This is a genomic window from Streptomyces sp. NPDC020489 (genome assembly GCF_044386545.1).
GTDB lineage: Bacteria > Actinomycetota > Actinomycetes > Streptomycetales > Streptomycetaceae > Streptomyces.
The window spans coordinates 224,028-249,571 of the sequence record NZ_JBIRUZ010000006.1 but is presented as its reverse complement, the minus strand read 5'-3'; the positions used below and the strand labels follow the sequence as shown (position 1 = coordinate 249,571).

The following is a 25,544-nucleotide window of genomic DNA, read 5'->3' as shown; positions in this document are numbered from 1 at the left end:
GGCCGGTGATCGCTCCGAGACTCCCGTCCATGCGCAGCTATCGCGACCTGTTCCGCACCCCGGAGTTCACCCCCTTCTTCCTCTCCTACGCCGCCTTCAACGCGGCCCTGACGACCGGCGGTCTGTCGCTCGCGACGCTGGTCTACCGGGCCACGGACTCGCCGCTGCTGGCGGCGATGAGCATGTTCGGCCCGCAGCTGGCGCAGGTGCTGGGGGCGACCTTCCTGCTCTCGGGCGCCGACCGGCTGCCGCCGCGGGCGACGCTGGCCGGAACGGGACTCGCCTTCGCGGCCCTGACGGCGGTGCTGGCGCTGCCCGGGCTGCCGGTCTGGGCGGTCTTCGCGGTGGTGCTGGTACAGGGCCTGATCGCGTCACTGGGCGGGGGAGTGACCGGCGGTCTGCTGAACGAGATCCTCCCCAAGTCCGGCTTCGTACTGGGGCGTTCGATGTTCAACATGGCCTCGGGTCTGATGCAGGTGCTGGGTTTCGCGATGGGCGGCGCGCTCCTGGCACTGCTGTCCCCGCGCGCCTGCCTGCTCCTGGCGGCGGCCCTGTACCTGACGCAGGCCCTGGGCTACCGCCTGGGCCTGACCGCCCGCCCGCCCCGCACCTCGGGTCGCCTCTCGGTCACGGCGACCTGGCGCAACAACGCCGTCCTGTGGTCCTCACGCCCCCGCCGCCTCACCTACCTGGGCCTGTGGATCCCCAACGGCCTGGTGGTCGGCTGCGATTCCCTCTACGTCTCCTACGCCCCGGAGGCCGCGGGCGCGCTGTTCGCGAGCGGGGCGCTGGGCATGTTCGCCGGTGACGTGTGGGTGGGCCGCTTCGTACGCCCCGCGCTGCGCCCCCGGCTGGCCACCCCACTGCTCCTGCTGCTGGCGACGCCCTACCTGCTCTTCGCGTTCCACCCACCGGTCGCTGTCGCGGCCCTGGCGGTAGGCCTGTCCAACATCGGCTTCGCCGCGAGCCTGGTCCAGCAGGAACGCCTGATGTCCCTCACCCCGGACGACATGGCGGGCCACGCGCTCGGGCTGCGGTCCGCCGGGATGCTCACCATGCAGGGCGTGGCCGCCGCCCTCGCGGGCACCGTGGCCCAGCTGACCTCCCCCGCGACGGGCATGACGGTGATGGCGGCGGCGTCGATCGCGGTGACGCTGGCGCTGGCGGCGGCCGGTCGCCGCCCGGAACGTCGCCGGGCCGCCGAGGTGAGCGGAACCTCCCGCCCCGTGCGGTTCCGTTACGACAGGCACTCTTGACAGGCTGCGTACTGTTTCGCGACGTTTGAGCCTCACCGCACACTGTGCGCGTGGCAGGACGCGGCCCGCGCGTCATGGGGGGGAACTGGGGGGAGCGATCGCCCATGCGATCCATGAGCAACTCCACGAGGAACCAGATCACGATCCACAGACCCGAGGAGCTCGGCGCCGAGCTCCGCGAGGCCTGGCACCGGGTGACGGACGAGACGCCCGACTTCCAGAACCCGTTCCTGTCCCCGGAGTTCGCCGCCGGCATCGCCCGGTACCGCGGCGGGGCGCGGGTGGCGGTGCTGCACGAGCACGGGGAACCCGTCGGCTTCTTCCCGTACGAACGCAACCCCCTCGGCGTCGGCCGGGCCATCGGTCTCGGCCTCTCCGACTGCCAGGCGCTCGTCCACCGGCCCGGAGTCACCTGGGACATGGGGGAGTTGCTGCGGGCCTGCGGGCTGTCGGTCTTCGAGTTCGACCACCTGGTCGACGAGCAGAAGCCGCTGGGCCGGTACGTCACCGGGACCTTCGCCTCCCCGGTCGTCGACCTCAGGGCCGCCGACGGCGACTATCCGCAGTGGCTGCGCGGCGCCTACCCGGGACTGGCCAAGACGGTCCTGAAGAAAGAACGCCGACTGGCCCGCGACCACGGCCCGTTGCGGTTCGTCTTCGACGAGCGGGACCCGCGGGCGCTGCGGCAGCTGATGCGGTGGAAGTCGGCCCAGTACCGCCGCACCGGCCGCATGGACCGCTTCGCCCGGCCCTGGATCGTCGCCCTCACCGACCACCTCTTCCAGCTGCGCGAGGAGCACCTCACCGGCGTCCTGTCGGTCGTCTACGCCGGTGACCGGCCGGTCGCCGCCCACTTCGGCCCCACCTCGCGCACCGTGTTCGCCGCCTGGTTCACGGCGTACGACCCCGAACTGCGCTACTACTCACCGGGGTTGCTGATGCACCTGCGGATGGCGGAGGCGGCGGGACGGCGGGGCGTGCGCGTGATGGACCTGGGGCGCGGCGACAAGGAGTACAAGGACTGGCTCAAGACGCGGGAACTGCGCGTCGGCGAGGGCTTCGCCTACCGGCCCCACCCGGTCGCCGCGGCCCACCGGCTGTGGCGCAGACCCGTCCGGGGCCTCAGGAACACGGTGCTGGCGCACCCGCGGCTGCGGGAACCGGCCGACCGCCTGCTGCGGACGGTCGGCGCGCTGCGCGCGAAGACGCCCTGAGCGTCGCCTCGTACGGCATCCGAGAGCGCGAGACCGCTGCCGGGTGCCCCTTCGGAGATCCCGTCCACGGGACTCCTGCCCCCTCCATCACTCCTTGCGGGAAGAGGTGACGATGCCGTACGGATCGCGGCTCGCCGCGACGATGACGCGGCGGCTCGGACGGGAATGCGTCTTCACGCCCTCGGCGCGACTGGCCCTCTACCTGGCCCTGCGGCGCTGGTGCCGCCCCGGCGCCAGGGTCCTGATGTCCCCCGTGAACGACGACGTGATCCTCTTCGTCGTCCTGGCGGCCGGCCTGCGCCCGGTCCAGGCCCCGGTGTCGCCCTGGGACGGCAACATCGACCCGGACGCCGTCCCCGAGTCCACCTGGCGCGAGGTGGACGCCGTCCTGACCACGAGCCTGTACGGGATGCCGGACCGCATCGTCCAACTCCGGGACCGGTGCGCCCAGTTGGGCATCCCGCTGATCGAGGACGCGGCGCACGCGATCGGCACGCACGTGGACGGACAGCCGATCGGCACCTTCGGCACGGCCGCGGCCTTCAGCCTGTCCAAGCACGTGGCCGCGATGGCGGGCGGCTTCCTCGCGGTCGAGGACGCCCGCACGAGACGGGAGTTGGAGCTCCTGCGGGACGACCTGCTCACCCCCGCCCGGCTCACCGCGGACCTGGCCGCCGGCCTGCGCCCCCTGGCCCGCTCGACGGTCCGCGCCCTGCACCTCGTACGCCCCACCTGGCGCACCATGCAACGCCTGGGCCTGATGGAACGCGACGCCTTCCGGATGGCCCTGCACGCCCCGCGGCTGGCCCTCAGCGCATACGAGGCCCCGGGCCTGCCGCCGTACGACCCCTGGATCCGCGTGGACCTGCACGACTACCGCGCCCGCCACGGACGCCTGCTGCGGGCGGGCCTGAACCTGCGCCTGAACCTGCTGGACGAGAACCTCTCCCACCGCCGCCAGGGGGTGACCCTGCTGTCCGGCACCCCCTGGGCGTCCCCGGCGCTCCGGGACCGGGCGGCCCACCACGGTCCCCTCCCGCTCTTCCGCGTACCGCTCCTGGTGGAGGGCCGCGACGAGCTGGTGGAACGCCTGGTGGGCCACGGGATGGTCACCGGGTACATCTACGACCCGCCGCTGGACGACTACGCGGGCGCGGAGTTCGTGGAACCCTCCCCGGACCCGGGGCCCGCCCGCTGGTTCGCCTCCCATGTCCTGCCGGTGGACCCGCTGTTGGCCCGCAAGGTCACCAAGGCCCTGACGAAGGAGCGGGTGGCGCCCGCCCGCCCGCCGGCCCCGGCACCCCCGAAGGCCGTCCCGGACACGACCCCGCCGGCGCCCCTCGGCCAGTGAGCGGGCTTCAGGCAGGGCGGGGCACGATGCTCACCGCGCGGTAGTCGTACCCGTCCTGCCGGAAGCCGGGGGCCTCCCACTCCAACTCGACCTGCTGGCCGGGGGAGAGGGTGCGAAAGCCCGGGCTCTGGATGTCGGCGTAGTGCCCGAAGCAACCGCCCGGGGTCTCGGGGCTGTCGAGCACGCCCCAGCCCTCCTCGTCCCGCCACTCACGGACCGTCGCGATCACCATGCGGGGAACCCTCCGACATCTGTTTCCCATCAGCGTACGTCGACGTAGTCGCCGGTCGCCTTGACCGCGGCGGTGGTGGTCGTACCGCCGAAGTTCCAGCGCCAGTAGCCGTCCTGGGACGCCGTGACGGTCGTACGCAGCTTGCCGGTGCCGTCGGTCGTGACGGTCTTGACCGTGGTGTAGGTGCTGCTGTTCTTCGGACGGAACTGGAGCTTGACCGGCTGCGAGGTGTAGCCGGCGTAGACGTACCGGTCCCAGTCGGCGCGGGCCAGCTTGCCGGTGACCGTGATGCTCCTGCCCTTGGTGACGGGCTCGGGCGAGGCGTCGACGCCGAGGGTGGCGCGGCGCTTGACGGGGTGGGTGCCCCGGTCGCCGCCGTAGTAGTCGCCGTCCTTGGCCTGGAACTGGACGTACACGTCCCAGGGGCCCGCGAGGGTGTTGCGGGGCAGGTCGATGTCCTTCTCCAGCCGCACGGTGAGCTTGCAGCTGGACGTGGTCGAGCTGACGGCGGTGCACGTCGGCACGCCGTGGAAGGACCAGTAGTCGTCGCCCTTCTCGCGGTCGAGCGCCAGGAACGCGAGGTCCTTGCTGATGCCGGAGTCGTCCGAGACGGTCACCGCGATCGTGAACGACTCCGTGCGGGAGGTACCGAACACGATGGACTTGCCACCGTTGACCGACACCTTCTCGATCACCACCCCCGTCTCCGCCGCGTACGCCGCCGGCGCGGTGAGGGCGGTGCCGGAAAGGAGGAGGGCGCCGCTGAGAGCGGCGCCCATGACTGCTGTACGCATGGATCCCCATCTGCCTCGTGCCGGCCGCGGACCCTGGAACCCCCCAGGTCACGGGCACGGCGGGTGCGGCGAGAATACGGCATCCGCGCGTACCGCGGTCGTCCGTCAGCCGGGGGCCACGGCGCGGCCGGTCTGCGGGGAGATCATCCCGGCGCACAGACCGCGGGCGGCCAGTCCGCGGGCGATCCGGGGGACCGCGGCGAGGGAGTTGGCGGACCAGTCGTGCATGAGGATCACCTGCCCGTTGGTCAGCCGTCCGGCCGCCGCCACGATGGCGTCCGTACTGGCCCCGTTCCAGTCCTGCGAGTCGACCTGCCACAGGACCTCGGTCAGCCCGTACCTGGCCTCCACCGCCCGGACGGTGGCGTTGGTCTCGCCGTACGGCGGCCGGAACAGCCGGGGGGTGCCGCCGCCCGCGTTCGCGATGGCCTGCTGGGTGCGGGAGATCTCGGAGTCGATCGTCGCCTGGCTCTGCTGGGTGAGGTGCGGGTGGGTGTAACTGTGGTTGCCCACCCACATCCCGGCGCTGACCTGCGCCCGCACCTGGGCCGGGTTGGCGGCGGCGTACTGGCCCTGGTTGAACATGGTGGCCCGCAGCCCGTTCTGCCGCAGCGCGTTCAGCAGGGCCGGGGTGTTGGCGGACGGGCCGTCGTCGTAGGTGAGACCGACGTAGCCGGTGCAGGCGGCGGCGGCCTGGGCGGGGTCGGCGTGGACGGGTCCGGCGTGGACGGTGAGGGTGCCGGCGGCGACGGTCGCGAGGACCGCGAGCCGGGCGACGAGAGAGCGGGACGGGGGCCGGGTGCGGGTCTGCCGGCTCCTGCGGCTCATGGGGTTCATGCTCAGGCCACCGTGATGCTGGAGCTGCCGCTGCTCTGGTAGCCCTCGGTCGCCATGATCATGTAGTAGCGGAAGCTGCCGAGCGTCATCCCGGCCCGCGCCCAGGCGTCGAAGTGGTTGCCGGTGGTGATGGACCCGCCGGTCCGCCGGGACTGCCGGACGCTCCAGTACTGGTTGAAGGTGCGGGTGCCCTCCACGGACGGGGCGTTGTAGCGGGTGGTCTGGTAGATGTCGTACGTGCCGCCGTCGCTCGTGACGCTGCCCTTGTACGTCCCCGTCGGCCGGTAGGTCCCCCAGTTGTCGACGATGTAGTACTCGACCAGCGGGCCCGAGGTCCAGCCGTACAGACACAGGTAGGCGTTCCCGGACGGGCTGAAGGAACCGGAGTAACTCACGGTCCTGCGACTGCCGTTGGCCCACCCCTTGCCGGCTACGAAGTTGCCGGTGTTGCGCCACGAGGTGCGGTAGGAGCCACCGGAGGCGAGCGTCATCGAGACGGTGCCCGGGGCGTCGGTCCAGAACGAGTAGTAGTACCCGTTGTTCGTGCCGGTCTGGTTCGTGGTGACGACGGTGTCCGCGTGCGCGGTACCCGGCAAGGCCACCCCGGTCGCGACGGCCAGCGCCGTGGTCCCGACACCGCTGACGAACGTCCTGCGACTGATGTGGTTCATGTGCCTGCCTCCTCCTGGTCGAGTAGCCCGGTCATCGGCAGTTTTGGAGTGTCCCTGTCAGCTGTCAACAGTTTCGGCAATTGTTTCGAAACATTCGGATGCGGCTGGGGTCCGGCTGGCCCTCAACTCCCCAGCTAGGGAAGCGATTTGCGGATATGGCAGCCGTCAGTAAGAACGCTCGCCTCCTTCCGAGATCATCTCCAGGATCGAATCTTTACGAATGTTTCGGTCGACTTCCGATGATGCCGTTTCTGTAACCGATCCTGTTCGGACCGTTGACACCTCGCGCACCTGCCCCTACTGTCACGCCAATCTTGCGAACGTGTGACGGTATTTCGAACGTTCGCCGTTGGACCTGTGTGCACGGCTCTGTCTGGAGTTCGGTCTGACCAGCCGTCACCCCCCTCAATGACGAGAGGCACAAGGAACCATCACCATGCTCAATCGCAGAGCCGTCCTCGCCGGAGCCGCGTCCCTCGCCCTCACCCTGTCCGCCTGCGGCAAGGAGAACGAGGGCAGTGCCGGGAGCGGCTCGGGGGGCGGTACCGTCGGGATCGCCATGCCGACCCGGGCCTCCGACCGCTGGCTCATGGACGGCAAGAGCGTCGTCGACCGTCTGAAGGACATGGGCTACAAGAGCAAGCTGGTCTACGGCGACGACGACCCCAAGGCGCAGGTCGCGCAGATCGGGCAGTTGGTCAAGGACGGCGTCGACGCGCTGATCATCGCGGCGATCGACAACAAGTCGCTGAACGGGGTGCTCCAGCAGGCCGCCGACGCGAAGATCCCGGTGATCTCCTACGACCGGCTCATCCTCGGCACCAAGAACGTCGACTACTACGTCTCGTTCGACAACGAGATGGTCGGCCGGATGCAGGCCCGCCACATCATCAAGAAGCTCGGCCTGGAGGACGGCAAGGGCCCGTTCGCCATCGAGCTGTTCGCCGGCTCGCCCGACGACAACAACACCAAGTATTTCTTCGACGGTTCGATGGCGTTGCTGCAACCCTTCCTGGAGAACAAGCAGTTGGTCGTCCCGTCCGGCGAGACCGAGCTCAAGCAGATCACCACCCTGCGCTGGGACGGCCCCACCGCGGAGAAGCGCATGACCGGCCTCCTCGCCAAGTGGTACCGCGACCGACGGATCGACGCGGTCCTCTCGCCGTACGACGGCATCTCGCGCGGCATCCTGACCGCGGTCACCTCCGACGGCTACGGCACCGGCGCCAAGCCGCTGCCGATCATCACCGGCCAGGACGCCGAGCTGGCATCGGTGAAGTCGATCATCGCCGGTCAGCAGTCCCAGACGGTCTTCAAGGACGTCCGCCGGCTCGCCACCGCCGCCGCGGAGGTGGTCGACGACGTCCTCAGCGACCGGGACCCGTGGGTGGACAGCGCGGTCGCCTACAAGAACGGCGTCAAGGCCGTCCCCGCGGTCCTGCTCCAGCCGACGAGCGTCGACAAGTCCAACTACGACATCTTGATCAAGGACGAGTACTTCACGGCGGACGAGCTGAAGTAGGGGGCTTCGGGCGGGGGCGGCTCGGTGGTGGAGGTCGGGGTGGGCGTCGTTGCGTATCTCCGCACGGCTCAGAGACGGCCCGGAAGATGACTCGTCAGCCCCGCGAGAGGAGATCGATTTTGATGGGAGCCGCCGATTCGAGGTCGATGGTGTCGCCCTCTTCCTCCGCGCGGGGGGCGCGCGGATGGGCGACCGGCAACACGATCAACATGGTGTGAGGTCTCGGAAGCCATCCCACGTCTGCCGGTGGGTCGAAACGACCAATGTCGATGATCCGTACGAGAGTCTCGGGGATGCCCACGAGGCAGTAGCCGCCGACCTCCAGGTGTCCCGGATGTGGGTCGATCTGGAAGAGCCCGCCCCACTCATCGTCTGGCGCAGTGCAGGGGATTGACCTGTGGCCGTTCCACCGGATCTCAGAGCTCGGATCAATCTGTCCCCACGGCCACTCGACCGAGACTTCTCGCGGGGTCACGTGGACGACTCGTGCACGTGCTGACGGGCAGCTGACGAGCAAGACGTCACCGACCTCAAACCGCTCTCGGCTGATGCCCTCGCTCATGATGCCCTCCCGCCTCCCCGTGGCGGCACGATACCGCGCGGTCGGTCGAACGACCGTGGGCCGGAGCCGCTGCGGAGCCACGACCGCTCGCGTTCGGGCCTGGCGCACGGTGCCTCGCGCGGACAGGTGAGCCGACCGTGGTCAAGGCTGACCAGATCGTGCGGGCGATCCTGAACACGGCTGTTGATGATGACCTGATCCGTCAGCCGGACCGAGGCAGAGTGGGGCGTCGGGCACGAGAAAGGCCCCGGACCATCCCTGACCTGGGAGTTCCGGGGCCTTTCCCCTTGTGGATCTCGTGCCCCCGGCAGGATTCGAACCTGCGACACCCGCTTTAGGAGAGCGGTGCTCTATCCCCTGAGCTACGAAGGCGAGGCGTGGCGTGTGCGATGCCACCGGCGACAGTGTAGCGGGTGGTGTGGGGGCCGTGACCGGCGTCGGGGTGCTGTGGGCGGGCGTCAGTTCGGCTTGGTCGGGGGTGTGGTGTCGATGGCGAGGGAGATCGCCAGGGTGCCCAGGATCGTGCCCATGGCGTAGCGCTGGACCCTGAGCCAGGAGGGGCGGCGGGCCAGGAAGACCGCGATCGCGCCGGCCGCCAGGACGAGGCAGAGGTTGACCGCGACGCTGACCACGATCTGGACCGAGCCCAGGAGCAGGCCCTGGAGGAGGACGTGGCCACGGTCCAGGTCGATGAACTGGGGGATGAGCGAGACGTACATGATGGCGATCTTCGGGTTCAGGAGGTTCGTCATCAGGCCCATCGTGAACAGCCTGCGGGGCGAGTCGGGCGGTACGTCCTGCGGTGCGAAGACGGAGACCCCGCCCGGCCTCAGGGCGTTCCAGGCCAGGTAGGCGAGGTAGGCCGCGCCCGCGAGCTTGACCGTGAAGTACAGCTCCGGCACCGCGGCGAAGACGACCGACAGGCCGAGGTTCGCGGCGAGCAGGTAGACCATGAAGCCCAGCGCGACGCCGCCGAGGGAGACCAGGCCCGCCCGTCTGCCCTGGGTGATGCTGCGGGAGACGAGATAGATCATGTTCGGGCCGGGCGTGAGCACCATGCCCAGTGCCACCACCGCCACGCCGATCAGCCCGCTCGGTTCGATCATGAGAGCCCCCGTCCCGCCGCCGCGCCGCTGTATTGCTCGAGATTAGGGCTTCCGATTGCATCGGTGCAATCTTTATATTGCGCTCGGTGCAATGCTGTGGTTGGGTGGAGGGTCGTGAACGACTACCAGAGCGTCGCCGACGCCGTCGCCGCGGAGATCAGGTCCGGCGCCCTGCGCCCCGGCGACCGCCTCCCCCCGCAGCGCGCCTTCGCCCGGCAGCACGGCATCGCCGGCTCCACCGCCGCCCGCGTGTACCGCGAACTGGGGCGCCGGGGCCTGACGGTGGGCGAGGTGGGGCGCGGCACCTTCGTCCGCGCGGTGCCCGCCGAGTCCGCGGTGTCCGCCCCCGCCCTCACCGAACCCGCCGACGGGGGCCGGATCGACCTGGAGCTCAACTATCCGGTCGTACCCGAGCAGAACGCGCTCCTCGCCGACGCGCTCGCCGGGCTGCTGCGGCCCGACGCCCTCGGACACGCCCTGCGCCCGGTCGGCACCGTCGGCTTCCCCACCGCACGCGAGTCCGCCGTCGACACGCTCGCCCGCGGCGGCTGGCGCCCGGACCCGGCCCAGGTCCTCTTCGCGGGCAACGGACGACAGGCGATCTCGGCCGTCGTCAGCGCCCTCGTGCCGCCCGGCGGCCGGCTCGGCGTCGAGGAGCTGACGTACCCCGTCGTCAAGGCCATCGCCTCAGGTCTCGGCATCACCCTGGTCCCGCTCGCCATGGACGAGTCCGGACTGGTCCCGCAGGCCGTGGCCGAGGCCCACGCGGCGGCTCCGCTGCACGCCGTCTACGTCCAGCCGAGGCTGCACAACCCGCTCTCGCTCACCATGCCCGCCGAGCGGGTCCAGCAGCTCGCCGACGTGCTGAACCGGCTGGGGATCGTCGCGGTGGAGGACGCCATCTGGGCTTTTCTCCAGGACGAGTTGCCGCCGCTCGCCGCGTACGCGCCCGAGCGGACGGTGCTGGTCGACAGCCTCTCCAAGCGGGTCGCCCCCGGCCTGACGCTCGGCTTCGTGGTGGCGCCGGCCGCGCTGACGAACGGGATCCTCTCCGCCCTGCGGTCGGGCGGCTGGGCCCCGGCCCGCTTCGCCCTGGAGGCCACGCACCGCTGGCAGCAGGACGGCGTCGTCCAGGCGCTGGTCGCGGCCAAGCAGCGGGAGGCCGTGGCCCGGCAGCGGATCGCGGCCCGCTGTCTCGAGGGGTTCGAGGTGCGGGGCGAGCAGCGTTCCTACCACTGCTGGTGGCGGCTGCCGCGGCCGTGGCGCGCGGACACCTTCGTCGCCGCGGCCGCCCGGCACGGCATCGGGGTGGTGCCCGCCGCCGCGTTCACCACGCCCGACCACCACGCCCCGAACGCGGTCCGGCTCGGCCTCGCCACACCCCCGCCGGAGGTACTGGCCCGGGCCCTCGGCACCCTCGCCGAACTCGCCCGCTCCACACCGGAGGAACTCGTCACCGGCTGACCCCGGCGGCGCCCCAACCTCGCCGTCGCCGCGCCGTCGCCGTCGCCGTCACCGGTACGTTCTCCGTCGTGGACAGGGGGCCCGCCGCGCCTGACCCCCGGGCCCGTGACCAGCGCGCACCGCCGCCCCCCGGCCCCCGCTCACACCACCGGCACCCGGGTGAACCGCGCCGCCACCCGCAGCTCCCCCTCGATCCGGGCCGCCGTCTCCCTGAGTTCGGGCAGGAGGTCGCGGACGCACTCCGCGGTGGTCCGGCGGGTGGTGTGCATCGCGGTGTTCAGCGCCGCCACCACCGTCCCGCTGCGGTCGCGCACCGGGACCGCGATCGAGCGCAGCCCCTCCTCCAACTCCTCGTCCACGAGGGCGTATCCCTGTGCGCGGACCTCGTCGAGCGCCCGGGTGAGCGCCTCGGGGTCCGTCACGGTGTGGGAGGTCAGCGGGCGCAGTTCGCCGAACTCCCGCTGTGCGGCGGGGAGTCCGGCCAGCAGCACACGGCCCATGGAGGTGGCGTACGCGGGCAGCCGGGTGCCGACGGCGAGGTTCACGCTCATCACGCGCTGGGTGGCCACCCGGGCCGTGTACTGGATCTCGTGCCCCGAGACGCCGGGGGCCGTGAGCACCGCCAGGGACGCCGACTCGTGGATGCGCGCGGCCAGTTCCGCGAGGTGCGGTGTGGCGATCTGCGGCAGCGAAGTCCGCGACAGCGGCGGGAAGCCCAGGGACAGCACCCGCGGTGTGAGCGTGAACGTGCGGTGCGGGGTCGCCGTCACCAGTCCCAGGTGCTCGTAGGTGATCAGCGCCCGGCGTGCGGTCGCCCGTGCCAGGCCTGTCGCCTTGGCCACCTCGGTCAGTGTCAGGGAGGCCCGGCCCTCGCCGAAGGCGGTCAGCACCGTCAGCCCACGGGCCAGGGACTCGATGAACTCCCGGCCCAGTTCCTGCTTCGACGCCCCGGTCCACAGGGCCAGATCGCAGGGCGGCGGCTCCGTGTCGCCGGCCGGCGCCTCCCGCAACTCCCGCTCCATGTCCGCCACCGCCGCCCGCAGCCGCGGCAGCAGCGTCTCGCGCAGGCCCGCCGCGGTGTGCCGGCTGGTGTGGCTCACGACGCTGGCCGCGCACGCGATCCGGCCGGTACGGGGATCCCGTACCGGAACCGCGACGGCCACCAGGCCCGGCTCGATCAACTGGTCGTCCAGCGCCCAGCCGTCCACCCCCGCCTGCCGTACCCGCCGCTCGAACTCCGCGGTGGGGGCGGGCTGTTCGCGCGGGGGTACGGCGGGAAAGCCGCGGTCCTCGGGATCCGCCGCCCGGCGGGCGCGCCAGCCGGCCCAGTCGGTGGCCGTCCACTCCGTCGCGAACAGGGCACCCGGCGCGGTGCGTTCGGCCGGGAGCAGGTCGCCGATGCGGAAGCTCAGGGACATCGCGCGGCGGCGGGTGTGCTGGTGGATGAAGCGGATGCCGTCGCGGTCGGCGACCGCGAGGGACACCGACTCGTCCAGTTCGTCGGCGAGCCGGTCGGCCCGGGCGTCCAGCAGGGCCGGCAGCCGCAGGGCCGCCAGATAGGCGTTGCCGAGCTCCATCAGCCGGGGGGTCAGGACCACGTCTCGGCCGTCGACGCGGACGTGTCCCATCCGGGCCAGGGTCGAGGTGATGCGGTCGATCGTGGAGCGGGCGAGGCCGGTCGCGCGTTCCAGGGCGCTCGGGCTGAGGGTGCCGCCCGCCTCGGTCAGTTCCCGCAGCACGGCGACACCGCGGATCAGCGGGGTGACCGCCTCGGCCGGTGCGGCGGCGGAGCCGGCCGAAGCCAGGGCGGCCGGGTGGTCCGTGGTGGTCTTCGCGGGCATCGGTTCTCCGGTACGGCGGTCGCGGGAAGGCCTACCGTAATCCCGGTCCGCCCCGGCCACTCACCTCCGCGTCACGCGCACCCGGCATTCCTCGGCCGTATCCGGGCGCCCCGGTCCGTGCACCCGACAGTCCTCGGCCGGACCCGCGCCGCCCCCGGTTGCTCACCCCCGCGTCACACGCACCCGGCGATCCTCGGCCAGATCCCGGCGCCCGGGGTCCGCGCACCCGGCAGTCCTCGGCCAGATCCCGGCGCCCCGGCCCGCGCACCCGACAACCCCTGGCCAGACCCGCGCCCCCCGGCCACTCACCCCCGCGTCACACGCACCCGACAACCCTCAGCCAGATCCCGGCGCCCCGGCCCGCGCCCCCGGCACCCCCCGACCAGCCCCGCACCCCCCGCCCACTCACCTCCGCGTCACCCGCACCCGATAGTCCTCGGCCGGGTCCGTCCCCAGCACGCTGATGCGGATGCCCTTCTTGCGGTCCTGGAAGTCCTCGCCGGAGGTGAAGGGCGCGTCGGAGAGCTCCGCGTGGACGTTGGGGCTGCGGGTGCAGCCGCCGCTGTCGCGCTCGGAGTCGTAGACCGAGACCGGGCCCATGCCGGTGTCCACGTCCGCGTCGACCCGGTAGATCAGTACGCCCGGCCGGCACACCGCCTCGTCGTTGCCGTCGCGGGTGCGCAGCTCGACGGCGTACCCGGTGCGGGGGCTGACCGGTACGAAGAGCAGTTTGTGGCCGCCGGAGCGGGCCAGCGGGGTCAGCGCGTACTCGGTGGTGCCCGGCGTGGTCACACAGCTGACCTGGGAGGGGTCCAGCCAGCCCAGCTTCCACTTGTGCCAGCCGAGCAGGTCGTTGTTGGCGCCCCAGTCCTCGCTCATGATGTCCCAGTGGCCGACCGCGCCGCCGCCCTCGGCGGTGTAGAGGTCGGGCAGGCCGAAGACATGGCCGTTCTCGTGCGGCAGCACCCGGTAGCCGGTGCGCGGGAAGGAACCGGAGCCGTCGTCCTGACGTGAGTACACGAAGGACGCGTTGGCCACCGGCACCCCGTCGGCCACCGGCGCGTCCGGGTTCCCGGCGAAGGTCACCGACAGGACGGTGTCCAGCGCGGAGGGGCCGGCGTTCGGGGTGACCAGCACGTTCAGGAAGTCGTACGAGCGGAAGTCCACCTTCGGGTCGGCGGCGGCCACGATGTCCTGGACCAGCTCCCGGTAGCCGGGGTCGAAGGGGGCGCCGCGCTCTATGCCGTAGGAGCCGAAGGACTTCGGCATGCGCAGCCAGCCGGGGACGGGGGTCTCGGCGCGGTAGTCGAGACGGCCGTAGGAACTGGTGCGGAACCAGTCGCGGGTCTGCGGGAAGAACTCCTCGAAGCGGTCGAGCGCGCGGCCGCGGCCCGGGGCGTCCGAGAAGTCGATCATCAGGGTGAGGGCGCGGACCGTGCCGGTGGAGCGGGAGTAGCCGCCGGGGGTGGGCACGCCCTCCGACATCTGGACGGCGGTGCCGCCGCGGATCATGCAGGGGCCGTGGGCGGAGGTGCGGGCCAGCGCGACGGGGCCGGCTCCCGCGGGCGCGGGCGGGGGCGTGAGGTGCTCGGTGCCGGCCGAGGTGCAGACGCCGAGGGTCAGCGCGGTGACGGAGGCGAGGGCGGCGAGGCGGCGCGGTCGTATCCGGCTGGTCTGCTGCATGCACGCCCTCTTCCGTCCCCGGCAGCCGCAGGTCCACGGGCTGCACCCTTGCGATCACCCTGTGTCGCGGGTGGGGTGGGCGCTCGCTGGAGAGGCCGAACGTGGGTTTCTCTCGGACCGCTTTGTGATTCAGGTCACATGAAATCTTTCCCTCAACCCGAAATAACCGGGGAGCGTCTCCCCGTTTAGACCTGTGTCCGCGCGAAACGGGGAAGCCTTCCCCGGATCGCCAACCCCCTGTCCGAGGAGTACGCCGTGACCGCGACCACTGTGCAGAAGAAGGTGACCCGGCCCCGCGCCGACGCCCTGCGCAACCGGGAGCGCATCGTCACCGCCGCCCGGGAGATGTTCACCGAGTTCGGCCCCGAGGTGCCGCTCGACGAGATCGCCCGCCGCGCCGGCGTCGGCAACGCCACGGTGTACCGCAACTTCCCCGACCGGGACGCGCTCGTCCGCGAGGTCGTCTGCTCCGTCATGGACCGGACGACGGAGGCGGCCGAGCTCGCGCTCGCCGAGACCGGGGACGCCTTCGAGGCTCTGGAGCGCTTCGTGCACACCTCCGCCGACGAACGGGTCAGCGCGCTGTGCCCGATGGTCCAGAGCACCTTCGACCAGAACCACCCCGACCTGGAGGCCGCGCGCGTGCGGTGCGAGGAGCTCATCGCGGAGCTCATGGACCGTGCCAAGGCGGCCGGACAGCTCCGCACGGACATCGGGGTCGGGGACCTGACGGTCGCCGTGGCGCAGCTCAGCCGACCGCTGGCCGGCACCGACTGCCTCAACGTCGACCGGTTCGTCCACCGTCACCTTCAGCTGTTCCTCGACGGGCTGCGGGCCCCGGCCCGCTCGGTCCTGCCGGGCTCGGCCATGACCATGGAGGACCTGCGCCAGGCCTGACCGATCACTGACAGCGCCACCGCACCGACCACCGCGGAGCGCCACCGCACCGACTACCGCGGAGCGCCCCGCACCGATCACCGCAGCGCACCGACTTACCGCAGAGCACCACCCCACCAATTACCAGAGCGCCCCACCGCACCGATTACTTCAGAGCGCCACCGCAGTCATTGCCACGACGTTCGACGTTCACCGGCCGTCACCGAAGACGGACCGTCCCCTTGTCACTGCGTTTTTCCGTCACGAAGTCCCGAAGTGGGTACACCCATGTCTGAAACAGCCTCAAAGGCTCCCGGCTCGGTCGCCGGCACCGGCGACCCCAACCGCTGGAAGGCGCTCATCTTCATCGCGCTCGCCCAGCTGATGGTCGTGCTCGACGCGACCATCGTGAACATCGCCCTGCCCTCCGCCCAGACCGACCTGGGCATCTCCGACGGCAACCGGCAGTGGGTCGTGACGGCCTATGCCCTCGCCTTCGGTGGTCTGCTCCTGTTCGGCGGTCGTATAGCCGACCTGTGGGGCCGCAAGAACGCCTTCGTCGTCGGCCTGATCGGCTTCGCCGGTGCCTCCGCGCTCGGTGGCGCGGCCACCAACGAGGCCATGATGTTCGGCGCCCGCGCCCTCCAGGGCGTCTTCGGCGCGCTGCTCGCGCCCGCCGCGCTCTCCCTGCTCGCCGTGATGTTCACGGACGCCAAGGAGCGCGCCAAGGCGTTCGGCATCTACGGCGCCATCGCCGGTGGTGGCGGCGCGGTGGGCTTCATCCTCGGTGGTGTGCTGACCGAGTACATGGACTGGCGCTGGACGTTCTTCGTCAACATTCCGTTCGCCGTCGCCGCCGCGCTCGGCGCGTACTTCGTCATCCGTGAGCCCGAGGGCGGCCGTAACCGCAACCCCCTCGACATCCCGGGCGTCCTGCTCTCCACCCTGGGCCTGGTCGCGCTGGTCTACGGCTTCACCCGCGCCGAGTCCGAGGGCTGGGGCGACTCGGTGACCATCGGCATGTTCGTCGCCTCCGCGGTCCTGCTGATCGCCTTCGTCGTCACCGAGGCGAAGGTCAAGGCCCCGCTGCTGCCGCTGCGCGTGGTGACCGACCGCAACCGCGGCGGCATCTACCTCTCGCTCGGTATCGCGATCATCGCGATGTTCGGCACGTTCCTGTTCCTGACCTACTACCTCCAGATCGTGAAGGGCTTCACGCCGATCAAGACCGGCTTCGCCTTCATGCCGATGATCGTCGGCATGATGGTCGGCTCCACCCAGATCGGCACCCGCCTGATGACCCGGCTGCCGGCCCGCATGCTGATGGGCCCCGGCTTCCTGGTCGCCGCGGTCGGCATGCTGCTCATGACGCAGCTGGAGATCGGTTCGTCGTACGCCTCGATCATCCTGCCCGCGATGCTGCTGCTCGGTCTCGGCATGGGTACGGCGTTCATGCCCGCCATGTCGCTTGCCACCCTGGGCGTCGAGCCCCGGGACGCCGGTGTCGCCTCCGCGATGGTCAACACCTCGCAGCAGGTGGGCGGCGCGATCGGCACGGCTCTGCTGAACACGATCGCCGCGTCCGCCACGACCACCTACGTCGCCGACCACATCGGCTCCGCGGCCTCCCCGGCGCAGGCCCGGCTGGTGGCGCTGGAGGGTCAGGTGCACGGCTACACCAACGCGATCTGGTTCGCCGTCGGCATGCTGGTCCTGGCCGCGGTCATCGTGGTGACGCTGGTCACCGCCGGCAAGCCGGAGGACCACGCGGTCGCCGGTTCCGGCGAGGCGATCGAGGACGAGTTCCAGGTGCCGGTCGTCGCCCACTGACGGCGACCGTCGGGTCGTACCCCTTCCGGGTCTCGTACGTACGGGGACGGGGACGCTCCGTACGTACGACCCAGGGCCTGCCCTGTCGGGGCTGAGCCGGCGGCTCAGCGCAGCCAGGGCAGGTCCGCACCCGCTTCGTCGGGCTGAAGTCCCTCGGCGACGATCTCCATGATCTCGCCGAGGGACTTCTGCTGTTCCGGGGTGAGCCGGTCGAACAGGGCGTTGCGTACGACGGCGACATGGCCCGGCGCGGCCTGCGCGAGCATCCGGCCGCCCTCCTCCGTCAGCACCGCGAACTGGCCGCGCTTGTCGGAGGGGCAGTCCTCGCGGCGGACCCAGCCGTTCCGCTCCAGCCGGGCGATGGCGTGCGAGAGCCGGGACCGGGTGATCTTGGCGTGCATGGCCAGCTCGGTCATGCGCAGCCGCCGCTCGGGGGACTCGGCGAGCTTGACGAGAAGGCCGTAGTAGATGTGCGGCATGCCCGCGTCACGCTGGAGCTGGCGGTCCATGTGGTCTTCGAGGAGCGTGGTGGCGTGCAGGTAGGAGCGCCAGACGCGCTGTTCCTCGGCGGTGAGCCACTGCGGCTCCTCGGCGGTGGTGGAGGGGGATGCCGTGTTCATGGGTTCCACTGTACGAGAGTTCTCCTTGAAAGTTAAACAAGTTCGGCGTACACTTTTTTCCTCAGGAGTTTTAGACTTCAAGCAATTCCGTCCGGAGGAAGCCGCCATGTCCGCCGCCACCCAGGAACGCATGCCCGCGCTCTACCTCAGTCATGGCGCCCCGCCCCTCGCCGACGACCCGGTCTGGCCCGGCGAACTCGCCGCCTGGTCCGCCGACCTGCCCCGCCCACGGGCGATCCTCATGGTCTCCGCCCACTGGGAGGAGGCCCCGCTCGCGCTCGGCGCGGTCGAGACGGTCCCGCTCGTGTACGACTTCTGGGGCTTCCCCGAGCACTACTACCAGGTGCGCTACGAGGCTCCCGGCGCCCCGCGCCTCGCCGAGTCCGTGCGCAAGCTGCTGCGGACCCCCGGCGTGCCCGTCCAGGACATCCCAGACCGCGGCCTGGACCACGGCGCCTACGTCCCGCTCGTCGAGATGTTCCCCGAGGCCGACATCCCGGTCCTCCAGATCTCCATGCCGACCCTGGACCCCGTGAAGCTCATGGACATCGGCCGCAAGCTCGCGCCGCTGCGCGACGAGGGCGTGCTGATCGTCGGCTCCGGGTTCTTCACCCACAACCTGGCCGCGCTGCGGCACACCGGCGGGGGAGTGCCCGGCTGGTCCGCCGAGTTCGACGACTGGGGCCGGCACGCGCTGGACACCGGGGACGTCGACTCCCTGCTCGACTTCCTCCACAAGTCCCCGGCCGGCCACCTGGCCCACCCGCGCACCGAGCACTTCGCACCCCTGTTCGTGACGATGGGGGCCGCCGAGGCGACCGGTGAGCTCGGGGAGCAGCGCTCGGTGATCGACGGGTTCTGGCTGGGGCTGGCGAAGCGCTCGGTGCAGTTCGGCTGAGACCGGCTCACAGCTCCTTCTCGAACCAGGCCACGTCCCAGTAACGGCCGAACTTCCGTCCGACCTCGCGATAGGTGCCGACGTGCCGGAAGCCGAAGCGCTCGTGCAGGCGCCGCGAGGCCTCGTTGGGCTGGGCGATGCCGGCGTAGGCGCGATGGACGTCCTCGCCGGCCAGCGCCTCGAACAGGGTCTTGTACAGGAGCGTGCCGATGCCGCGGCCGCCCGCGTGCGGGGCGAGGTAGATCGTCACCTCGACCGAGGTGGCGTAGGCGGCCTTCGGGCGGAACGGGCTGGAGGTGGCGTAACCGAGAATTTCCTGTGAGTCCGCGTCCGCGGCAACTTTCAGGAGGTGCGGACCGTCTACAGGGTGGGAGAGCAGCCAAGGGCGTCGCTCTTCCGGAGTGAAGACGGACGTGTCGAAGGTGATCGGCGTCTCACGTACATAGTGGTTGTAGATGTCCGTGAGGGCCGTGAGGTCGGCCTCGACTCCTGGCCTGACCTGCACCTCTGTACGCTCCGTCATCGCCCGTCCTCCCCGTGTGGCCGCACAGGGTACTGCATGATCAGAAAAATAGTGGCGCCGGTTGGGAATTCTGTCCTGATTCCAGTCGTTGTTTCCATCGGATGCAGGGCACCCGAGGACAGTGCCGAAGACGCGCCAGGCGTCCACAGGACCACCCGCCAGCCCACCACCGCAAGGGAGCACGCATGGCAACCCGTGCCGTCGCCCGTCGTCAGTCCGCCACTGGCGGGACTCACGCGGCAAACAGTGTTCGCGCCCATGGCGGCGAGATCGCCGATCGCGACCTGGTCGGCATGTACCTCGACGAGATCGCGCGTACGCCGCTGCTCGACGCCGCCAAGGAGGTCGAGCTGTCACAGATCATCGAGGCGGGTGTGTTCGCACGACAGGTCCTCGACGGATTCGAGGAGGCCCGGGCGGACGCCACCCGCGAGGAGCTGGAGGCGCTGGTCGCCGATGCCGAGCGGGCCAAGGACGTCTTCATCCGCTCCAACCTCCGCCTGGTCGTCGCGGTCGCCCGCCGCTACCCGCGAGCCGGCCTGCCCCTGCTCGACCTGATCCAGGAGGGCAACGCGGGCCTGGTGCGCGCGGTCGAGAAGTTCGACTACCGCAAGGGCTTCAAGTTCTCCACGTACGCGACCTGGTGGATCCGCCAGGCCATCACCCGCTCGATAGCCGACCAGTCCCGCACCATCCGCCTCCCCGTCCACCTGGTCGAGGAACTGGGCCGGATCCGCCGTGTGCAGCGCGAGTTCAACCGCGAGCACGGCCGGGACCCGGAGCACGCCGAGATCGCCGCCGAGCTCGGTTCGACCCCGGAGCGGGTCACGGACGTCCTGGACTGGGCCCGCGACCCGGTCTCGCTGAACATGCCGGTGGACGACGACGGCGACACCCAGTTCGGCGACCTGCTGGAGGACTCCTCCGCGGTCTCGCCCGAGCAGTCGGTGCTGACGCTGCTGCGCAGCGAGGAACTGGACGACCTGATCGGCCGCCTCGACCAGCGCACGGCCTCCATCATCAAGATGCGCTACGGCATCGAGGACGGCCGGGAGCGCACGCTGACCGAGGTCGGCAAGGAGCACGGCCTCACGCGCGAGCGGATCCGGCAGATCGAGAAGCACGCGCTGCTCGAACTGAAGAAGCTGGCCCGGGACACCGGGTTCGACGCGGCGGCGTAAGGGCTGGGACACGGCTCGCCTCACGGGCCGTGTGCCCGCGTGCGCCGGGTCGCGAAAGCGGCGCAAACACAGCGGTCCCCGACTGCTTCAACAGGTGGAACCCTGGGAACAAGACTTCAGGGCCCACCAGTTCGACTCCCGGACGACGGTCCGGACCCCGATGACCACGTCCCGTCGCAACCCCCCCCGGCGCCGGGACTCTCCCCGAGCCGGACTTCGGCGCCCTCCCCCCCCCGGGCGCCGGGGTCCGGCTCTGCCCCTTTTCCAGGGCTACGGGTTCAGGGGGGCCAGCTCGCGGGGTGTTCGTGCCGCCGGGCATGCTGGGCGGCGGGCTTCCCCGTACCTGAACCCCGGGGACGCCCGCCGGATGGCAGATTGTGTCACATGGGCATAGCTTGCCGGTGTGAGCAGGCCCACGTACCGCGGAGCGGGACGCCCTCAGTCGCCCGCCGCCCGGGTCAGCCGGGCACCCAGGTCCCGTACGCAGCGCACCAGTTCCTCCGGCTCCCGGACCGTGAAGTCGCAGCCCACCGTGGCCAGCCGCACCGCCATCCACTCCACGGCGTCCCCCACGGTGGCCCGCAGCCGGCACCGGTCGTCCCCCAGGGGCTCCGGGGTCCCCAGCCACCCGGGCAGCCGGGCCGCCACGAAGTCGGCCGAGGCCTCGAAGGTCGCCTCGAACCCGTACGTCTCCTGCCGCCGGTACATCGACTGCCGCAGAAACTCCGCCGCGCTCCCCGTCGGCAGCTCCCGCGGCGCGAACCGCGCCCCGGTCGCGAACGGCTCGCTCACCCGGTCGACCCGGAACGTCCGCCAGTCGGCGCGATCGAGGTCGTACGCGACGAGGTACCAGCGCCGTCCCGTCGACACCAGCCGGTACGGCTCGACCACGCGCCGCGAGCCGACCCCGTCCTTCGCCCGGTAGGCGAACCGCAGCCGCTCGTGCCCGGCCACCGTGGACGCCATCACCGTCAGGGTCTCCGGCGCGATGCTCGCCCCGTCCCCGCTGGTCAGCGGGGTGGTCGCCGCTTGCAGGGTGGACACCCGGTGGCGCAGCCGGGACGGCAGCACCTGCTCCAGCTTCGCCAGCGCCCGCACCGAGGCCTCGTCGACGCCCTCCAGCGCGTGCCCGGCACCCGCTCGCAGTCCGACCGCGATCGCCACCGCCTCCTCGTCGTCCAGGACCAGCGGCGGCATCGCCTTGCCCGCGACCAGCCGGTACCCGCCGTCGGCGCCCTTCGTCGCCTGCACGGGATAGCCCAGCTCGCGCAGCCGGTCGATGTCCCGCCGCACGGTGCGGCGGGAGACGCTCAGGCGGTCGGCGAGCTCGCCGCCCGGCCATTCCCGCGGGGTCTGGAGGAGGGAGAGGAGCTGGAGGAGCCGAGCCGGGGTGTCCGTCGTCATGAGTTCGAGGATGCCGTAGAACTAGGACACGATCTGACCTATTGCGGCCGTAGCTTCACAGCATGACCTCCACCGAAATCCCGGGAGCCACGGCTTCCACGTCTGACCGGCGTCGCTGGTTCGCCCTCGCGATCGTGATGACCGCGGCCTTCATGGACCTCGTCGACGTCACGATCGTCAACATCGCGATCCCGTCCATCCAGGCCGACGCGGGCGCGTCCGTCAGCCAGATCCAGTGGATCACCGCGGGGTACGCGCTCGCCTTCGCCGCCGGACTGATCACCGGCGGACGGCTCGGCGACATCCACGGTCGCAAGCGGCTGTTCCTCATCGGCATCGGCGGCTTCACCGTCGCCTCCGCGCTCTGCGGCTTCGCCGCGAACCCGGAGATGCTGGTCGCCGCGCGCATCCTCCAGGGCGGCATGGCGGCGCTGATGGTGCCGCAGGTCCTGTCGATCGTGCACGCGACCTTCCCGGCGGAGGAGCGCGGCAAGGTGTTCGGGCTGTTCGGCGCGATCGTGGGCCTGGGCGCGGTGTCCGGACCGCTGCTCGGCGCGCTGCTGACGGAGTGGAACCTGTTCGGTCTGGAGTGGCGCCCGATCTTCCTGATCAACCTGCCCGTCGGCATCGCCGGCCTGATCCTCGGCGGCCGCTACATCACCGAGTCCAGGGCGCCGCGCGCGCTGAAGCTGGACCTGGTGGGCGTCGCCCTGGTGACGCTGGGTCTGCTGATGCTGCTCTACCCGCTGACGCAGGGCCGTGAGCTGGGCTGGCCGCTGTGGGGGTACGTATCGATGGCGGGCGCGCTCGTCGTCTTCGGGGCGCTGGTGGCGTACGAGCGGCGCAAGAGCGCGCGGGACGGCTCCCCGCTGGTCGAACTGTCGCTGTTCAAGGTGAAGAGCTTCGCGGCGGGCATCGCGGTGCAGACCGTCTTCGGGATCGCGCTCGGCATCTTCTTCCTGGTGTGGACGCTCTACATGCAGACCGGCCTGGGCTGGCGTCCCCTGAAGGCGGGCCTGACCGGCGTCCCGTTCTCGATCGCGGTCTCCGTGGCGGCCGGGCTGTCCGTGCAGAAGCTGGTGCCGCGCTTCGGTCGCAAGGTGCTCCAGGCGGGCGCGCTCACCATGGCGGCGGGCGTCCTGCTCTACCTGTGGGAGGCCGACCGCTACGGCATGTCCATCGCCCCCTGGCAGATGGCCCTGCCCCTGGTCGTGATGGGCGTCGGCATGGGCCTGATCTTCGCGCCGCTGACCGACATGGTGCTCTCGGGGGTGCCGCGCGAGCACGCCGGCTCGGCGTCCGGTCTGATCAACACCGTGCAGCAGATGGGCAACGCGCTGGGACTGGGCCTGGTCTCGGTGGTCTTCTTCGGCACGATCGCCGACGATCTGCGGCCCGCCGACGTGGGCCCGGCCTTCGTGAACGCCTTCCAGCACGCGCTGTGGTGGGTGGCCGCGATCATGGGCGTGATCTTCCTGCTGATGTTCGCGCTGCCGAAGCGGGCGGTGCAGCACGTGGAGGGGGCCGAGGCGACCGGCGGCGTCGTGGGGGAGCGGGAGCCGGAGCTCGTCTGAACACAGAGGAAAAGGCCCGGCACCTGGGTTCCACCCGGGGCGCCGGGCCTTCCGTCTGCCCTGAGCAGGCCCGACGGATGATCCGGCGCAGGTCCGGGAGTCCGTTCATGCCCGGTTGGGTCCCGATTGGGTCTGAACCCGTTTACTTTTCGGACATCCGGGCGTAGCCTCCCGAGCGAAACCACAAGTTCGGGCACCGACCGGGAGTGGTCGGACATCGAGTCGGAGGCGACGGACATGTACGCACCGGAGCGGCAGCAGGAGATCCTCCGGCTCGCGCGTGACGGCGGGCGGGTGGACGTGGTGTCGCTGGCCGAGGAGTTCCAGGTCACCGCGGAGACGATCCGCCGCGACCTCAAGGCGCTCGACCGCGCGGGCCTTCTCCGGCGGGTGCACGGCGGCGCCATCCCCGCCGGGCGCCTCGACTTCGAGCCGGACCTCGCCGAGCGCGAGACGACGGCGGCCGACGAGAAGGACCACATCGCCAAGGCCGCCCTCGCGGAACTGCCGACCGAGGGCACCCTGATCCTCGACGCCGGTACGACGGTGGCGCGCCTCGCCGCCGCCGTCCCGCTGGAGGCGTCCCTCACCGTCGTCACCCACAGCCTGCCGATCGCGGCCCGCCTCGCCGACCACCCCGGCATCCAGCTCCACCTCGTCGGGGGCCGCGTACGGCACCGCACACGCGCGGCCGTCGACGCCTGGGCGCTCCGTGCCTACGGCGAGATCCGGGCCGACGTCCTGTTCGTGGCGGCCAACGGCTTCTCCGCCGAGCACGGCCTGACCACCCCCGACCTCGCCGAGGCCGCGGTGAAGCGGGCGGCCGTGGCCGCCGCCCGGCGCGTGGTGCTGCTCGCCGACTCCTCCAAGCACGGCCAGGAGCACTTCGCCCGCTTCGGTGACCTGAGCGACGTGGACCTGCTGATCACCGACAGCGGGCTGAGCCCCGAAGACGCCACCGCGATCGAGCGCGGCGGCACGGAAGTAGTGCGCGCATGATCCTCACCGTCACCCCGAACCCCTCCCTGGACCGCACCTACGAGGTCCCCTCACTCGACCGCGGCGAGGTCATCCGCGCCACCGGCGAGCGCATGGACCCGGGCGGCAAGGGCGTCAACGTCTCGCGCGCCGTGGCGGCCGCCGGGCAGCGCACGGTCGCGGTGCTGCCCCTGGGCGGCGCGCCGGGGGCGCTGGTGGCGGACCTGCTCGACGCGCAGGGCATCGAGGTCGCGCCGGTCCCGGTCGCGGGCGCCACGCGCTCGAACATCGCGCTCGCGGAGGCGGACGGGGTGCTCACCAAGATCAACGCGCCGGGTCCGGAGCTGACTCCCGAGGAGCAGGAACTCCTCCTGGAGACCGTGAAGATGCAGTCGCGTGACGCCTCGTGGATCGCGTGCTGCGGCAGCCTGCCCCGGGGGCTCGCCCCCTCCTGGTACGCCGAGGTCGTCGCGCGGGCCCACGCCGGAGGCGCGCGGATCGCGCTCGACACCTCGGGGCGTGCACTGCTGGAGGCGCTGCGCGAGCGGCCCGACGTGGTGAAGCCGAACGCGGAGGAACTCGCGGAGGCCGTCGGGCGCCCCCTGTCCACGGTGGGCGACGCGATGAAGGCGGCCGAGGAGTTGCGCGAGATGGGCGCACGCGCCGTGCTCGCCAGCCTGGGCGCGGACGGGCAGTTGCTCGTCGACGGCGCGGGCACCTGGTTCGCGAGCGCCCGCGTGGACGCCGTCCGCTCCAACGTGGGCGCCGGCGACTCCTCCCTGGCCGGCTTCCTCATCGCCGGCGGCAGCGGCCCGGAGGCGCTCGCCTCGGCGGTCGCCCACGGCGCGGCGGCGGTACAGCTGCCCGGCAGCGTGATGCCGACACCGGACGACCTGGACCCGGCGGCGGTCTCGGTGACGTCCGAGGTACCGGTCGACCGCGCGCTGAAGGAGCCGGTGTCATGAGAGACCTGACAGTTTCTGGGACGACAGTTTCTGGGACGACCGCTTTTGCGACGACCGCTTCTGCGAGGGCGGCTTCTACGGCGGTGTCGGCGCCGGTGGTGCGGGGCGTGTCCGGGGCGGCGCCGGTGGCGTGCGCCGCGGGTACGTCCGTGTCGGCACCGC

At 71.4% G+C, this 25,544-nt stretch carries 23 protein-coding genes and 1 tRNA gene; 12 read left to right on the top strand and 12 right to left on the bottom strand.

The features are described 5' to 3' along the window. Nucleotides 1-29 precede the first annotated feature (29 nt). The 3 genes from ACH41F_RS18240 (at nucleotide 30) to ACH41F_RS18230 (ending at nucleotide 3,821) form a co-directional block, all read left to right on the top strand. Nucleotides 30-1,256 carry an MFS transporter gene (locus ACH41F_RS18240; RefSeq protein WP_391234293.1) on the top strand — a complete coding sequence of 409 codons (1,227 nt, stop codon included), beginning with the start codon at nucleotides 30-32 and terminating at the stop codon, nucleotides 1,254-1,256. Nucleotides 1,257-1,360: 104 nt separating this feature from the next. Continuing rightward, nucleotides 1,361-2,470: a GNAT family N-acetyltransferase gene (locus ACH41F_RS18235; RefSeq protein WP_398836554.1), complete on the top strand. Its 1,110-nt coding sequence runs from the start codon at nucleotides 1,361-1,363 to the stop codon at nucleotides 2,468-2,470. Nucleotides 2,471-2,582: 112 nt separating this feature from the next. Next, a complete protein-coding gene (locus ACH41F_RS18230) occupies nucleotides 2,583-3,821 on the top strand; it encodes a DegT/DnrJ/EryC1/StrS family aminotransferase (RefSeq protein WP_391234297.1) in 1,239 nt (412 codons plus the stop codon). A gap of 7 nt (nucleotides 3,822-3,828) precedes the next feature. On the opposite strand, the gene ACH41F_RS18225 is transcribed toward ACH41F_RS18230, so the two are convergent. The 4 genes from ACH41F_RS18225 to ACH41F_RS18210 all read right to left on the bottom strand — a co-directional run bounded on the left by ACH41F_RS18225 (nucleotide 3,829) and on the right by ACH41F_RS18210 (nucleotide 6,355). Further along, complete coding sequence (locus tag ACH41F_RS18225) at nucleotides 3,829-4,053, bottom strand: cold-shock protein (RefSeq protein ID WP_391234299.1); 225 nt, start codon at nucleotides 4,051-4,053, stop codon at nucleotides 3,829-3,831. A gap of 29 nt (nucleotides 4,054-4,082) precedes the next feature. Further along, nucleotides 4,083-4,847, bottom strand: a complete 765-nt coding sequence (locus ACH41F_RS18220; RefSeq protein ID WP_391234301.1) for a hypothetical protein — start codon at nucleotides 4,845-4,847, stop codon at nucleotides 4,083-4,085. Between the two features lie 105 nt (nucleotides 4,848-4,952). After that, entirely contained in the window at nucleotides 4,953-5,675 is a 723-nt protein-coding gene (locus tag ACH41F_RS18215; RefSeq protein ID WP_391234303.1) for a polysaccharide deacetylase family protein, read from the bottom strand. 11 nt (nucleotides 5,676-5,686) lie between these two features. Continuing rightward, complete coding sequence (locus ACH41F_RS18210) at nucleotides 5,687-6,355, bottom strand: glycoside hydrolase family 11 protein (protein ID WP_391234305.1); 669 nt, start codon at nucleotides 6,353-6,355, stop codon at nucleotides 5,687-5,689. Between the two features lie 436 nt (nucleotides 6,356-6,791). Here ACH41F_RS18210 and ACH41F_RS18205 point away from each other — a divergent pair, with 436 nt between their 5' ends. Beyond that, a complete protein-coding gene (locus ACH41F_RS18205; protein WP_391234307.1) occupies nucleotides 6,792-7,877 on the top strand; it encodes a substrate-binding domain-containing protein in 1,086 nt (361 codons plus the stop codon). A gap of 94 nt (nucleotides 7,878-7,971) precedes the next feature. Here the strand turns inward: ACH41F_RS18205 and ACH41F_RS18200 are convergent, their stop codons facing one another. The 3 genes from ACH41F_RS18200 to ACH41F_RS18190 form a co-directional block, all read right to left on the bottom strand. Continuing rightward, nucleotides 7,972-8,439 (bottom strand): hypothetical protein, encoded by a 468-nt coding sequence (locus ACH41F_RS18200; RefSeq protein ID WP_398836552.1) that lies wholly within the window; start codon nucleotides 8,437-8,439, stop codon nucleotides 7,972-7,974. A gap of 299 nt (nucleotides 8,440-8,738) precedes the next feature. Continuing rightward, a tRNA-Arg gene (locus tag ACH41F_RS18195) sits at nucleotides 8,739-8,811 on the bottom strand. A gap of 86 nt (nucleotides 8,812-8,897) precedes the next feature. Beyond that, on the bottom strand, nucleotides 8,898-9,545 hold the full coding sequence (locus ACH41F_RS18190) for a LysE family transporter (RefSeq protein WP_391234311.1): 648 nt from the start codon (nucleotides 9,543-9,545) through the stop codon (nucleotides 8,898-8,900). Between the two features lie 114 nt (nucleotides 9,546-9,659). On the opposite strand from ACH41F_RS18190, the gene ACH41F_RS18185 reads away from it, so the two are divergent. Beyond that, nucleotides 9,660-11,009: an aminotransferase class I/II-fold pyridoxal phosphate-dependent enzyme gene (locus ACH41F_RS18185; RefSeq protein WP_391234313.1), complete on the top strand. Its 1,350-nt coding sequence runs from the start codon at nucleotides 9,660-9,662 to the stop codon at nucleotides 11,007-11,009. Nucleotides 11,010-11,149: 140 nt separating this feature from the next. On the opposite strand, the gene ACH41F_RS18180 is transcribed toward ACH41F_RS18185, so the two are convergent. Next, nucleotides 11,150-12,850: an IclR family transcriptional regulator C-terminal domain-containing protein gene (locus tag ACH41F_RS18180; protein ID WP_391234315.1), complete on the bottom strand. Its 1,701-nt coding sequence runs from the start codon at nucleotides 12,848-12,850 to the stop codon at nucleotides 11,150-11,152. A 405-nt stretch (nucleotides 12,851-13,255) separates the two neighbouring features. Then, nucleotides 13,256-14,533, bottom strand: coding sequence for a M6 family metalloprotease domain-containing protein (locus ACH41F_RS18175; RefSeq protein ID WP_391234317.1), 1,278 nt, complete (start codon nucleotides 14,531-14,533; stop codon nucleotides 13,256-13,258). Between the two features lie 255 nt (nucleotides 14,534-14,788). Between ACH41F_RS18175 and ACH41F_RS18170 the strand changes: the two genes are divergently transcribed. Further along, nucleotides 14,789-15,430 carry a TetR family transcriptional regulator gene (locus ACH41F_RS18170; RefSeq protein ID WP_391234319.1) on the top strand — a complete coding sequence of 214 codons (642 nt, stop codon included), beginning with the start codon at nucleotides 14,789-14,791 and terminating at the stop codon, nucleotides 15,428-15,430. 267 nt (nucleotides 15,431-15,697) lie between these two features. After that, a complete protein-coding gene (locus tag ACH41F_RS18165; protein WP_391234321.1) occupies nucleotides 15,698-17,239 on the top strand; it encodes a DHA2 family efflux MFS transporter permease subunit in 1,542 nt (513 codons plus the stop codon). 104 nt (nucleotides 17,240-17,343) lie between these two features. Here ACH41F_RS18165 and ACH41F_RS18160 read toward each other — a convergent pair whose 3' ends face one another. After that, entirely contained in the window at nucleotides 17,344-17,859 is a 516-nt protein-coding gene (locus ACH41F_RS18160) for a MarR family transcriptional regulator (protein ID WP_391234323.1), read from the bottom strand. Between the two features lie 106 nt (nucleotides 17,860-17,965). Here ACH41F_RS18160 and ACH41F_RS18155 point away from each other — a divergent pair, with 106 nt between their 5' ends. After that, entirely contained in the window at nucleotides 17,966-18,757 is a 792-nt protein-coding gene (locus ACH41F_RS18155; RefSeq protein ID WP_398836549.1) for a dioxygenase, read from the top strand. A 7-nt stretch (nucleotides 18,758-18,764) separates the two neighbouring features. Here ACH41F_RS18155 and ACH41F_RS18150 read toward each other — a convergent pair whose 3' ends face one another. Then, nucleotides 18,765-19,280, bottom strand: a complete 516-nt coding sequence (locus ACH41F_RS18150; RefSeq protein ID WP_391234328.1) for a GNAT family N-acetyltransferase — start codon at nucleotides 19,278-19,280, stop codon at nucleotides 18,765-18,767. Between the two features lie 185 nt (nucleotides 19,281-19,465). Here ACH41F_RS18150 and ACH41F_RS18145 point away from each other — a divergent pair, with 185 nt between their 5' ends. Continuing rightward, a complete protein-coding gene (locus tag ACH41F_RS18145; protein WP_391234330.1) occupies nucleotides 19,466-20,461 on the top strand; it encodes a sigma-70 family RNA polymerase sigma factor in 996 nt (331 codons plus the stop codon). A gap of 438 nt (nucleotides 20,462-20,899) precedes the next feature. Here the strand turns inward: ACH41F_RS18145 and ACH41F_RS18140 are convergent, their stop codons facing one another. After that, a complete protein-coding gene (locus ACH41F_RS18140) occupies nucleotides 20,900-21,865 on the bottom strand; it encodes a WYL domain-containing protein (protein WP_391234331.1) in 966 nt (321 codons plus the stop codon). 62 nt (nucleotides 21,866-21,927) lie between these two features. Here ACH41F_RS18140 and ACH41F_RS18135 point away from each other — a divergent pair, with 62 nt between their 5' ends. The 3 genes from ACH41F_RS18135 to pfkB all read left to right on the top strand — a co-directional run bounded on the left by ACH41F_RS18135 (nucleotide 21,928) and on the right by pfkB (nucleotide 25,382). Continuing rightward, the gene (locus ACH41F_RS18135; RefSeq protein WP_391234333.1) at nucleotides 21,928-23,439 is read left to right on the top strand and encodes a DHA2 family efflux MFS transporter permease subunit; all 1,512 of its coding nucleotides are present in this window, start codon (nucleotides 21,928-21,930) and stop codon (nucleotides 23,437-23,439) included. Nucleotides 23,440-23,676: 237 nt separating this feature from the next. Beyond that, nucleotides 23,677-24,438: a DeoR family transcriptional regulator gene (locus tag ACH41F_RS18130; protein ID WP_391234335.1), complete on the top strand. Its 762-nt coding sequence runs from the start codon at nucleotides 23,677-23,679 to the stop codon at nucleotides 24,436-24,438. Further along, a complete protein-coding gene (gene pfkB, locus ACH41F_RS18125; protein ID WP_391234337.1) occupies nucleotides 24,435-25,382 on the top strand; it encodes a 1-phosphofructokinase in 948 nt (315 codons plus the stop codon). Before ACH41F_RS18130 ends, pfkB begins: the two co-directional genes overlap by 4 nt. The last annotated feature ends 162 nt before the right edge of the window (nucleotides 25,383-25,544 follow it).